Here is a 12,046-nt window from a genome sequence, read left to right as displayed (position 1 = left end):
CTACTCGTCCATCTTCGCCAGCGCGATGTTCAACTGGAGCACGTTCACAGTGGGCTCGCCCAGATAGCCGAGGTCCCGTCCCTGAATCTTAGACTCGACCAGCTTCTGCACCGCTGCCACCGGCAGGCCGCGGGCCTCGGCCACCCGCTGCACCTGGTCGCGGGCGTACGCGGGGGAGATGTGCGGGTCGAGACCGGACCCGGATGCGGTCACCGCGTCCACGGGGACGTCGGCGACCGCGATCCCGTCGTCCTTCGCCACGGCGGCCGTGCGCTCCTTCACGGCCTTCGCCAGGTCGGGGTTGTTCGGACCGAGGTTGCTGCCGGACGACGCGGCTCCGTCGTAGCCGTCGCCGGCCGCGGACGGGCGCGACTGGAACCACTTCGCCAGGGCGTTGCCCTTCGCGTCGGTGAAGCCCTGCCCGATGAGAGCCGAGCCGACCGTCTTCCCCTCCGAGCTGACGAGCGAGCCGTTCGCCTGAACCGGCAGGGCGAGCTGGCCCACCCCGGTCAGCACGAGCGGGTAGACGATGCCCAGGGTGACGGTCAGCACGATCATCGCCCGGATGGCGACCCAGTAGTGGCGCCAGGCGCCACGGAGTCCGTTCATGATTGGTGTTCTCTCTTCCTAGAATCCGGGGATGAGCGCGACCAGCAGGTCGATCAGTTTGATACCGATGAACGGGGCGATGATGCCGCCGACGCCGTAGATCAGCAGGTTGCGGCCGAGCAGAGCTGACGCCTTCGACGGCCGGTACGTCACGCCGCGCAGCGCCAGCGGGATCAGCAGCACGATGACGATGGCGTTGAAGATCACCGCGGAGAGGATGGCCGACGCCGGGGAGTGCAGCCCCATGATGTTCAACGCGGCGAGCCCGGGGAACGCTCCGACGAACATCGCGGGGATGATCGCGAAGTACTTCGCCACGTCGTTCGCGATCGAGAACGTCGTCAGCGCTCCGCGGGTGATCAGGAGCTGCTTGCCGATGCGCACGATGTCGATGAGCTTGGTCGGGTCGGAGTCGAGGTCGACCATGTTCCCGGCCTCCTTCGCCGCGGACGTGCCGGTGTTCATCGCCACCCCGACGTCCGCCTGAGCGAGAGCAGGCGCGTCGTTCGTGCCGTCACCGGTCATGGCGACCAGGTTGCCGCCCTCCTGCTCCCGCCGGATCAGCGCCAGCTTGTCCTCCGGCTTCGCTTCGGCGAGGAAGTCGTCGACACCGGCCTCCGCCGCGATGGCCTTGGCCGTGAGCGGGTTGTCCCCGGTGACCATGACGGTCCGGATGCCCATCCGGCGGAGGTCGGCGAAGCGTTCTGCCAGGCCGTCCTTCACCACATCCTTCAGGTAGATCACGCCGAGCAGGCTGGCGGAACCGGCCGCATCCCTGGTCGCGACAGCCAGTGGAGTGCCGCCGACCATGGAGATGCGTTCCACTTCCTCGTCGAGGTCGTGCAGCACCGAACTCGCCGTGGGTCCGGACTCGCGCACCCAGGCCACGACGGCGCTCGCCGCGCCCTTGCGCACGCTGGTGCCGTCCGGAAGGTCGAGGCCGCTCATCCTGGTCTGTGCCGTGAACGGGACGATCTCGCCGTTCAGGTCGCCCTGGTGGCTGTAGCCGAGCTGTTCGGCGAGGGCGACGACGGAGACGCCCTCCGGCGTCGGGTCGCTGAGCGACGAGAGTGCTGCTGCGCGGACGAGCTCCATGCTGTCTGCGCCGCCGACCGGAGTGAACTCGGCCGCACGCCGGTTGCCGTAGGTGATGGTGCCCGTCTTGTCGAGCAGCAGCGTCGTCACGTCTCCGGCCGCTTCGACGGCCCGGCCGGACATCGCCAGCACGTTGCGCTGCACCAGCCTGTCCATACCAGCGATGCCGATGGCGGAGATGAGGGCGCCGATCGTGGTGGGGATGAGGCACACCAGCAGGGCGATCAGCACGGGCACGGTCGGGGCGGCGTTCGAGTATCCGGCGGCGGGAGCGAGGGTCAGGACGACCACCACGAAGACGATCGACAGGCTCGCCAGCAGGATGTTGAGCGCGATCTCGTTCGGCGTCTTCTGCCGGGATGCGCCCTCGACGAGCTTGATCATCCTGTCGACGAACGTCTCGCCCGGCTTGCTGGTGATCCGCACCAGGATGCGGTCGGAGAGCACCCGGGTGCCTCCCGTCACCGCACTCCTGTCGCCCCCGGACTCGCGGACCACAGGGGCGGACTCGCCGGTGATGGCCGACTCGTCCACGGATGCGATGCCGCGCACGATGTCGCCGTCGCCGGGGATGAGCTCTCCCGCCGTGACCACGACGACGTCGCCCAGCCGCAGCTCGCTCGACGCGACCTGCTCCATCTGGGAGCGGACAGCATCCGGATCGACGGACTCGTCGTACCCGGCGACGCGGTTGGCGACGGTGGTCGACCTGGTCGCCCGCAGGCTCGCGGCCTGGGCCTTGCCCCTGCCCTCAGCGACCGCCTCCGCCAGGTTGGCGAAGACAACGGTGAGCCACAGCCAGATGGCGATTCCCCAGGTGAACGCGAGGTTCTGCTGACCACCGCTGCCGCTGCCGATGAACGGCTGCGCGATCGCGAGCACGGTCGTCAGCGCCGCGCCCACCTCGACGATGAACATCACGGGGTTGCGCCACATCAGGCGCGGGTCGAGCTTGCGGAGAGCGCCGGGAAGCGCCGCCGCGAGTTGCGCGACGGAGAAGGCGCGTGCCGACTGTCGCTGTGAGGAGATGGTTGTCATGGTTACTGCAGCCCTTCCGCCAGGGGACCCAGCGCGAGAACGGGGAAATAGGTGAGGGCGGACACGAGGAGCACGGTTCCGACGAGCAGGCCGACGAACTGCGGCCGGTGGGTCGGGAGGGTGCCGGCTGTCGCCGGGATCTTCGTCTGCCCGGCGAGCGAGCCGGCCAGGGCGAGGACGAACACGATCGGGAGGAACCGGCCGAGGAACATCGCGGTGCCGAGCGCCGCGTTCAGCCACGGGGTGTTCGCGGTGAGGCCGCCGAACGCCGAGCCGTTGTTGTTCGCTGCGGAGGTGAACGCGTAGAGCACCTCGCTGAAGCCGTGCAGGCCGGGGTTGAAGATCGAGGTCTTCTCCACGTCGGCCCTGATCGCCGGGATGGCGAAGCTCAGGCCGGTGCCGACGAGCACCAGGGTCGGCGTCGTCAGGATGTAGAGGCTCGCGAGCTTGATCTCGCGCGGGCCGAGCTTCTTGCCGAGGTATTCGGGGGTGCGCCCGACCATCAGACCGGCGATGAACACGGCGATGACGGCGACCACGAGGATCCCGTACAGCCCCGCCCCGACACCGCCGGGGGCGACTTCGCCGAGCATCATGTTGATCATGGCCATCATTCCGCCGAGCGGACTGTAGCTGTCGAGCATCGAGTTGACGGCGCCGGTGGAGGTGACGGTGCTCGTGGTGTTGAACAGCGTCGAGCCCAGGATGCCGAACACCTGCTCCTTGCCCTCCAGCGAACCGCTCGACAGCTCGAACGCCGTCATCGCGCCGAGGGAGGCGAGGAACAGCACACCCATGGTCGCCAGGATCGCGTAGCCCTGGCGCCGGTCGCCGACCATCGTGCCGAAGGCGCGGGGAAGCGAGAACGGGATGATGAGCATCAGCACGATCTCGATCAGGTTCGTCCAGGCGGTCGGATTCTCGAACGGATGCGCCGAGTTCGCGTTGAAGAAGCCGCCGCCGTTCGTGCCGAGCAGCTTGATCGCCTCCTGCGACGCGACCGGTCCGCCCGGGATGGTCTGGGTCGCCCCGGTGAGCGTCGTCACGTGCTGGAAGCCGGAGAAGTTCTGAATCGCGCCACCGGCGATCAGCACGATCGCGGCCACGACGGCGAGCGGCAGCAGGATGCGCACGGTCGCCCGCAGCAGATCCACCCAGAAGTTGCCGATGGTACCGCTCGACCGGCGAGCGAAACCGCGGACCAGCGTGACGGCGACGGCGATGCCGACGGCGGCGGAGACGAAGTTCTGCACGGCCAGTCCGGCGATCTGGACCGTGTAGCCCATCGTCGCCTCCGGAGAGTACGACTGCCAGTTCGTGTTGGTGACGAACGAGATCGCGGTGTTGAACGCGAGCCCTTCCGGCACGGCGGGCAGGCCGAGCGCGTACGGCAGGAACTCCTGCAACCGCTGCAGACCGTAGACGATCAGGATGCCGACCACGGAGAACGCGAGAACGCCACGGAGGTAGGCGGGCCAGGACTGCTCCGCGGAGGAGTCGACCCCGATCATCCGGTAGACGCCGCGTTCGATTTTCAGGTCCTTCGGCGAGGTGAAGACGCGCGCCATGTAGTCGCCGAGCGGGCGGTATGCGATGGCGAGGATCAGCGCGAGCGTCGCCAACTGGGCGACGAACAGCCAGAGCACCACTAGAAGCGCTCCGGCTTCACCAGGGCGACCACCAGGTAGGCGATCGCGGCCACCGCGAGCAGGGCGCTGATCACATTGATGACGATCACAGCTTCTCGACCCCCCGGCCGACGAGCCCGACGACAAGCGCGAGCACGACGATTCCGAGGAGGTAGACGACGTCCAGCAAGACTCTCTCCATCCGTGAGGATGCCGCGCCGATCGACGCGACGGTGAGAGTCCACACCCTGGGCGGGCGCCGGGAGCCGGTCCTAACGCATCCCTAACGCCCGCTCGCCGAACGCATACGCGCCCCTAACGAACGAGTGGTCCCGAATTGCCGCGCGCACAGGGATGCGCGCGGCGATTCGGGACCACCAGATGGGCCTGACGCCGGGTCAGGACCGGACGGCGAGGGCGGCCGCGCCCAGGATGCCCGCGTTGTTGCGGTGCACAGCAGGCACGATCTCCGTCGTGAGGTCGAGCAGGGGAAGGAAGTCCTTGTAGTTCTTGGAGACGCCGCCGCCGACGATGAAGAGGTCGGGGGTGAACAGGAACTCGAGGGTCGAATAGTACGTCTGCAGGCGCTTCGCCCACTTCTCCCAACTGAGATCCTCGCGCTCCTTCGCCGAGTACGCCGCCTTCGACTCGGCGTCGTGACCGTCGATCTCCAGGTGGCCGAGTTCGGCGTTCGGGATGAGGACGCCGTTGTAGATCAGGGCAGAGCCGATGCCGGTGCCGAGCGTCGTCATGATGACGAGGCCGTCCTTCCCCTTCGCCGCGCCGAACCTGGTCTCCGCGTATCCCGCGGCGTCGGCGTCGTTGACGAAGTGGATGTCCCGCTTCAGCCCCTTCTCGAACAGGTCCTCCGCGCGCAGGTCGATCCACTTCTTCGACACGTTCGCCGCCGACAGGGTGACCCCGTGGCTGACGATGGCAGGGAAGCAGACGCCGACCGGCGCATCCGGGTCTTCCGCTGCCAGCTTGTCGACGATCTCCTTGGTGGTCTCGACGATGTCGTCCGGCTTGCCGCCCTCCGGCGTGGGCAGCTTCACCCTGTCGCTGATGAGTTCTCCGGTGTCGAGGTCCACGAGACCTCCCTTGATCCCGGTTCCTCCGATGTCGATTCCGATTGCCTGGTTCTTCGAACTCATGGCACGAATCTACCCCGCAGTGGATGCGCGGCGCGTCAGCCCGGCCGTGCGACCGATCGCGCTCACGGAAGCGTGAGCACCTCGGCGCCGCGTTCGGTGACCACGAGGGTGTGCTCGAACTGCGCCGTGATGCTCGTGTCGCGGGTGACGACCGTCCAGTCGTCCTCCCACATGTCCCACTCGTGGGTGCCGAGGGTGAGCATCGGCTCGATGGTGAACACCATGCCCACCTCCATCACGTCATCGTGCAGGGGAGCGGAATCGTAGTGCGGGATGATCAGGCCGGAGTGGAAGGCGGCGCCGACGCCGTGTCCGGTGAAGTCGCGCACGACGCCGTAGCCGAACCGCTTGGCGTACGACTCGATGGCGCGGCCGATCACATTGACCTGCCTGCCGGGGGCGACGGCCTTGATCCCGCGGTTCAGCGCCTCGCGCGTGCGCTCGACGAGCAGCGCGACCTCCTCGGCGGCCGTCCCGGCGATGAAGGTCTGGTTGCTGTCCCCGTGGAACCCGTTCTTGTACGCGGTGATGTCGATGTTGACGATGTCGCCGTCGTCGATCACGGTGTCGTCCGGGATACCGTGGCAGATCACCTCGTTGACCGAGCTGCAGATCGACTTCGGGAACCCGCGGTAGCCGAGCGTCGACGGGTATGCGCCGTTCGCGATCAGGAACTCGTGGCCGATCACGTCGAGCTCTTCTGTGGTGACGCCCGGCCGCACGTTCTCGCCGACGAGCGCGATGGCCTGGGCGGCGATCTGGCCGGACTCGCGGATCAGCTCGATCTCCTCCGGGGTGTACACGTCCGACCCGGTGTACGGCGCAGGCGCCTTCTTGCCGACGTACTCCGGTCTGGCGATGTCCGCCGGCACGGAGCGCAGGGGACTGACACGTCCTGGAATCAGGTGACCGGCGGAATCCTTGGGCATAGGATCAAGCTTATGACCGGCGAGAATGACCACGGAATCACCCAGGACGCCGAACACAAGTTCTGGTACAACATGAAGACCGGCCAGGTCGAGCAGGGTTTCCTGTCGCCTGCCCCCGACCGCGTCGGCCCGTTCGACACGCACGCCGAGGCTGAGAACGCCCTCGAGAAGCTGCGCGAGAACAGCGCCAAGTGGGCTGAGGACGACGCGGCGGAGAACCGCTAGAAGCTGTGCTCCGGGGCGGGGAACGTCCCGTCCTGCACGTCGGCCTTGTATGCGGTCGCCGCCTGCGTGAGGATCCCCTGCAGGTCGGCGTACTGCTTCACGAAGCGCGGGATGCGGCCGGTGGTGAAGCCCGCCCAGTCCGTCCAGACGAGAAGCTGCCCGTCCACATCCGGGCCTGCGCCCACGCCGATGGTCGGGATGCGCAGCTCGGCGGTGACCCGAGCGGCCACTTCGGCGGGCACCATCTCCATGACCACCGCGAACGCACCGGCGTCCTCGACGGCGTGCGCGTCGGCGAGCACCTGCTCCGCCCCGTCGCCGCGACCCTGGATGATGTGACCGCCGAGCCCGTGCTCGCTCTGCGGCGTGAAGCCGATGTGCGCCATGACCGGGATGCCCGCATCCACGATCCGGCGGATCTGCTCCGCGCTGCGCACGCCGCCCTCCAGCTTGACCGCGTGCGCACCGGTCTCCTTCATGAACCGTACCGCCGTGTGCAGCGCCTCCAGCGGCCCTGTCTCGTATGAGCCGAACGGCATGTCCGCCACGACGAACGCGCGCTTGACCGCACCGGCCACCGCGCGAGTGAGCGGGATGAGCTCGTCGACCGTCACAGGGAGGGTGGTCTCGTAGCCGAGCACGTTGTTGCCTGCCGAGTCTCCGACCAGCAGGAAGTCTATTCCGGCGGCGTCGAAGATCTGCGCGGTGAGCTGGTCGTAGCTGGTGAGGCCGGTGAACTTGGCGCCCTCCTCCTTCGCGGCCTGGAAGTGCCTGGTGCGGACGCGCTTCAGCGACTGCATCGACGACGTCGTCGGGTGGGCGGACGGCATAGGAGACTGCTCTGACATGGCCTCAGTCTAATGACGCGTTCAGACTCGGAAACGGACGCGCACAGCGCCTGAATCGAGCCCCCGAAACCACTAGTCTGGGAAGGCTGACGAAAGGGGCAGGATGGACAAGCAGCGCGACTTCGTTCTTCGCACGATCGAGGAACGTGGCATCAAGTTCGTGAGGCTGTGGTTCACCGATGTGGTCGGCACGCTCAAGTCCGTCGCCATCGCGCCCGCCGAGGTGGAGGGCGCGTTCAGCGAGGGGCTCGGCTTCGACGGCTCCGCCATCGAGGGCCTGACCCGGGCGTACGAGTCCGACCTGCTCGCGCATCCGGACCCCACCACATTCCAGATCCTTCCGTGGCGCGGAGAGATCGACCCGACGGCGCGCATGTTCTGCGACATCACCACTCCGGACGGGCAGCCGTCGGTGTCCGACCCCCGCAACGTCCTCAAGCGCACGCTGGAGAAGGCCGCAGACCGCGGGTTCACGTTCTACACGCATCCCGAGATCGAGTTCTACCTGCTGAAGTCGTCGGCGTTCGACGAGAACGGCCCTGAGCCGGTCGACTCCGCCGGATACTTCGACAACGTGCCGGGCGGCACGGCCCACGACTTCCGTCGCCGGTCGGTCAGGATGCTCGAAGACCTCGGCATCTCCGTCGAGTTCAGCCACCACGAGGCGGGGCCCGGCCAGAACGAGATCGATCTGCGCTACGCGGACGCCCTCACCACGGCGGACAACATCATGACGTTCCGCACGGTCATCAAAGAGGTCGCCATCGAGCAGGGCGTGTACGCCACGTTCATGCCGAAGCCGCTCTCCGGTCACCCCGGCTCCGGGATGCACACCCACATGTCGCTGTTCGAGGGCGACACCAACGCGTTCTTCGAGGCCGGTGCCGAATACCAGCTCTCCAAGGTCGGCCGCCACTTCATCGCCGGTCTCCTGCGCCACGCGCCGGAGATCACGGCCGTGACCAACCAGTTCGTCAACTCGTACAAGCGCCTCTGGGGCGGGGACGAGGCGCCGAGCTTCGTCTGCTGGGGCCACAACAACCGGTCCGCTCTCGTGCGCGTCCCGCTCTACAAGCCCAACAAGGGCCAGAGCTCGCGCGTCGAATACCGCGCCATCGACTCTGCGGCCAACCCGTACCTCTCGTTCTCGCTCATGCTGGCCGCCGGCCTCAAGGGCATCGAGGAGCAGTACGAGCTTCCGCCGGAGGCCGAGAACAACGTGTGGGCGCTCAGCGACGCCGAGCGCCGCGCTCTCGGATACAACCAGCTCCCCGCGAGCCTCGACCACGCCATCTCGCTGATGGAGGAGTCGGAGCTGGTGGCAGAGACGCTGGGCGAGCAGGTCTTCAACTATGTGCTGCTGAACAAGCGGCAGGAGTGGTCGGCCTACCGCGCCCAGGTCACGCCGTACGAGCTGCGCACCAACCTCGAGATCCTTTAGGCGCCGTGCCGCGCGACCAGCTCTCACTGACCACTCTCGCGCGGTCGGGCTTCGTCGGCCTGAGCTCGGTGCGTGCTCAGCTCGACGAGCTGGCCGCGCTCACCGGCGTTCCGGTCGAGGATGCGCTTCCCGCGTTCTCGGTGGCAGCCGACCCTGACACGGCGCTCGGCTGCACGCTCGCCCTGGTGCGGCGCGCTCCCGACCGCGCTGCTCCGTACCTTCGTGAGCAGGACGCGGCCAAGCGCATCCTGAAGGTGATCGGCGCGTCGGAGGGCATCGGCGACTTCTTTCTGCGGCAGCCGGCCCAGGTGGATGCACTGAGCCAGCCCGTCACACGCCTTCCGTCCTCCGCCGAGCTGCGAGACGACCTGCTGGATGCGGTCGGCGCGGTCGACGGCTTCGCCTCCGTGACCGAGGAGGAGGCGTGGACGGCCCTGCGCATCCGGTATCGCCGGCGGCTGGTGCAGGTGGCGAGCTTCGACCTGGAGCAGGCGGACCCCGTCGACGGCTTCGACGCGGTCGCCGCCACCATCTCCGATCTGGCGGGCGCAGCCCTCGAGGCGTCGCTGGCGATCGCGCGGAGGCAGACCAGCGGCACCGGCCCCGGCCGGTTCCCCGAGGCGGAGGTGCGCGCGACGCGCATCGCCATCATCGGCATGGGCAAGGCGGGCGCACGCGAGCTCAACTACGTGAGCGATGTGGATGTGATCTACGTCGCGGAGGGCGACGAGGACGCCGGTGTCTCCTCCGGTCGCGCCGTCGACATCGCCACCAGGCTCGCGATGCTCACCATGCGCGGCATCCACGACCCGGCGATCGAGCCCGGCCTCTGGGAGGTCGACCCGAATCTGCGCCCGGAGGGCAAGGACGGCGCACTGGTGCGCACGCTCGAATCGCACATCGCGTACTACGACAGGTGGGCGAAGGGCTGGGAGTTCCAGGCGCTGCTGAAGGCGCGCCCGATCGCCGGCGACCTCGACCTGGGGGAGCGCTACGTCGCCGCGCTCGCGCCCAAGGTGTGGAGCAGCGCGTCCAGGGAGAACTTCGTGGAGTCCGTGCAGCGGATGCGCGAGCGCGTCACGGACAACATCCCGGACGACGAGGTGCACTACCAGCTGAAGCTCGGCCCCGGGGGTCTGCGCGACGTGGAGTTCACGGTGCAACTGCTGCAGCTCGTGCACGGGCAGACCGACGACCAGGTGCGCCAGCGCGACACGCTCTCCGCCCTCGCGGCGCTGGCCGCGCAGGGCTACATCGGCCGAGAGGAGTCCGCCGACTTCTCCCGCGACTACCGCACGCTGCGCCTCATGGAGCACCGGCTGCAGTTGCGGCACCTGTCCCGCACGCACCTGATGCCGCGGGACGAGAGCGACCAGCGGGTGCTCGCGCGCGCCACGGGCCTCGCGCCGGGCGCAGAGCAGCTCTTCGAGCGCTGGAACGCGATCAAGCACAGGGTGCGCGGGCTGCACGAGCGGCTGTTCTACCGGCCGCTGCTGAGCGCCGTCGCCTCCACGCCGAGCGAGGACACGAACCTCACCGGCCAGGCCGGGCTCACGAGCGCGCAGGCCGAGGCCCGTCTCGCCGCCATCGGCTTCCGGGACGCCCGCGGTGCGCTCGCCCACATCGGAGCACTCACCGGCGGTGTGTCCAGGCGCGCGACCATCCAGCGGCATCTGCTCCCGGTGATGCTCCAGTGGTTCGCCGCCGGCGCGGACCCCGACTACGGCCTGCTCACCTTCCGCCGCCTGAGCGAAGACCTCGGCTCCACCCACTGGTATCTCAGGATGCTGCGCGACTCCTCCGGGGCTGCGGAGCGGCTCACGAGGGTGCTGTCCGGGTCGCGGTTCGCCGGGGAGCTTCTGGGGCGCATCCCGGAGTCGGTGGCGTGGCTCGAATCGGAGGAAGAACTGCGACCCCGGTCGGCGGCACTGCTGCGCGAGGAGACGAGGGCGATCCTCGGCCGTCACGCCTCCGCGGAGTCGGCAGCGGCCGCGCTGCGGGCCGCCCGCAGGCGCGAGGTGCTGCGGCTGGCGTTCTCCGGCATCCTCGGCTTCAGCACGATCGAGGAGCTGGCGCAGGGACTCACCGCCGTCACCGAGAACGTGATCGCGGGCGTGCTGGAGGCGATCAGGGACAGCCGCGACGACCGCGGGCTGTTCGAGTTCGCGGTGATCGGGATGGGCAGGTTCGGCGGCTGCGAGCTCGGTTTCGGCTCGGACGCCGATGTGATGTACGTGTTCCGCGCTCTCGGCGACGACCAGGATGCTGCGCACCGTGCGGCCCTGCAGGTGGTCTCCGACCTGGGCAGGCTCACCGAGGACAACGTCCTCCCGCTCGACCTGGACATCGGCCTGCGCCCGGAGGGCAAGAACGGCACCCCGGTCAGGTCGCTCGACTCGTACCGCGCCTACTACCAGCGCTGGTCGCTGACCTGGGAGGCTCAGGCGCTGCTGCGCGCCCGCGGGGTGGCAGGTGACGCCGCCCTCCTCGACGACTTCGAGCGCGTGGCAGACGAGGTGCGCTACCCGGCGGCGATCGCCGAGCAGGCCGTCCGCGAGGTCAAGCGCATCAAGGCCCGCGTCGAGAGCGAGCGCCTCCCGCAGGGCGCCGACCCCGCCAGGCACCTCAAGCTCGGCCGCGGCTCCCTGAGCGATGTGGAGTGGTTCGTGCAGCTCATCCAGTTGCAGCACGCGGCGGCGGTGCCCGACCTGCAGACCACGTCCACTCTGGATGCACTCCGCGTCGCCGCGGAGACCGGTTACGTGACCGCGGAAGACGCCGCGAAGCTCCGCGACGCCTGGGTCTTCGCATCCCGTGCCCGGTCGGCGATGACGCTCTGGACCAACAAGACGGCCGACGTCCTCCCCTCCGACCGGGTCGCCCTCGATGGCGTCGCGCGCCTGATGGAGTATCCGCCCGGCTCCGCCAGCCGCCTCGAAGAGGACTACCTCGCCGTCACCCGCCGTGCCCGCGCGGTCTTCGAGCGCTCCTTCTACGGCCAGCCCGGCCGCCCCACCCCCTCCACCTGACCAGACCCCTCGTCCCCCCGTTCCCCGTCCGAACGGAGTTCCGCCCCGAC

Annotated in this window: 10 protein-coding genes; 3 read left to right on the top strand and 7 right to left on the bottom strand. The window is 68.6% G+C overall.

All coding sequences use genetic code 11. The annotated features are described in order from the left end of the window. From kdpC to map, 6 genes are all read right to left on the bottom strand, one after another. Positions 1-609 (bottom strand): potassium-transporting ATPase subunit KdpC, encoded by a 609-nt coding sequence (gene kdpC, locus ACYVGI_RS08420; RefSeq protein WP_460632158.1) that lies wholly within the window; start codon positions 607-609, stop codon positions 1-3. Positions 610-627: 18 nt separating this feature from the next. Further along, on the bottom strand, positions 628-2,742 hold the full coding sequence (kdpB, locus tag ACYVGI_RS08415; protein ID WP_460632157.1) for a potassium-transporting ATPase subunit KdpB: 2,115 nt from the start codon (positions 2,740-2,742) through the stop codon (positions 628-630). A gap of 2 nt (positions 2,743-2,744) precedes the next feature. Continuing rightward, positions 2,745-4,391 carry a potassium-transporting ATPase subunit KdpA gene (gene kdpA, locus ACYVGI_RS08410; RefSeq protein ID WP_460632156.1) on the bottom strand — a complete coding sequence of 549 codons (1,647 nt, stop codon included), beginning with the start codon at positions 4,389-4,391 and terminating at the stop codon, positions 2,745-2,747. Beyond that, positions 4,391-4,480, bottom strand: a complete 90-nt coding sequence (gene kdpF, locus ACYVGI_RS08405; protein WP_157480388.1) for a K(+)-transporting ATPase subunit F — start codon at positions 4,478-4,480, stop codon at positions 4,391-4,393. The genes kdpA and kdpF overlap by 1 nt, the downstream gene beginning before the upstream one ends. A 288-nt stretch (positions 4,481-4,768) precedes the next feature. Further along, entirely contained in the window at positions 4,769-5,524 is a 756-nt protein-coding gene (gene ppgK, locus ACYVGI_RS08400) for a polyphosphate--glucose phosphotransferase (protein ID WP_460632155.1), read from the bottom strand. Between the two features lie 62 nt (positions 5,525-5,586). Next, a complete protein-coding gene (gene map / locus ACYVGI_RS08395) occupies positions 5,587-6,453 on the bottom strand; it encodes a type I methionyl aminopeptidase (RefSeq protein ID WP_460632154.1) in 867 nt (288 codons plus the stop codon). 12 nt (positions 6,454-6,465) lie between these two features. On the opposite strand from map, the gene ACYVGI_RS08390 reads away from it, so the two are divergent. Further along, a complete protein-coding gene (locus ACYVGI_RS08390; RefSeq protein WP_055896176.1) occupies positions 6,466-6,678 on the top strand; it encodes an SPOR domain-containing protein in 213 nt (70 codons plus the stop codon). On the opposite strand, the gene panB is transcribed toward ACYVGI_RS08390, so the two are convergent. Continuing rightward, on the bottom strand, positions 6,675-7,526 hold the full coding sequence (gene panB, locus ACYVGI_RS08385) for a 3-methyl-2-oxobutanoate hydroxymethyltransferase (RefSeq protein ID WP_460632153.1): 852 nt from the start codon (positions 7,524-7,526) through the stop codon (positions 6,675-6,677). The two genes, ACYVGI_RS08390 and panB, sit on opposite strands and share 4 nt — an antisense overlap. A gap of 103 nt (positions 7,527-7,629) precedes the next feature. Here panB and glnA point away from each other — a divergent pair, with 103 nt between their 5' ends. Beyond that, on the top strand, positions 7,630-8,967 hold the full coding sequence (gene glnA, locus ACYVGI_RS08380; protein WP_055896181.1) for a type I glutamate--ammonia ligase: 1,338 nt from the start codon (positions 7,630-7,632) through the stop codon (positions 8,965-8,967). A gap of 5 nt (positions 8,968-8,972) precedes the next feature. Next, a complete protein-coding gene (locus tag ACYVGI_RS08375; RefSeq protein ID WP_460632152.1) occupies positions 8,973-11,996 on the top strand; it encodes a bifunctional [glutamine synthetase] adenylyltransferase/[glutamine synthetase]-adenylyl-L-tyrosine phosphorylase in 3,024 nt (1,007 codons plus the stop codon). The last annotated feature ends 50 nt before the right edge of the window (positions 11,997-12,046 follow it).

Source organism: Leifsonia lichenia (genome assembly GCF_054780215.1).
Note: the sequence above shows the minus strand (reverse complement) of the source record. Positions and strands in the feature narration are given on the sequence as shown.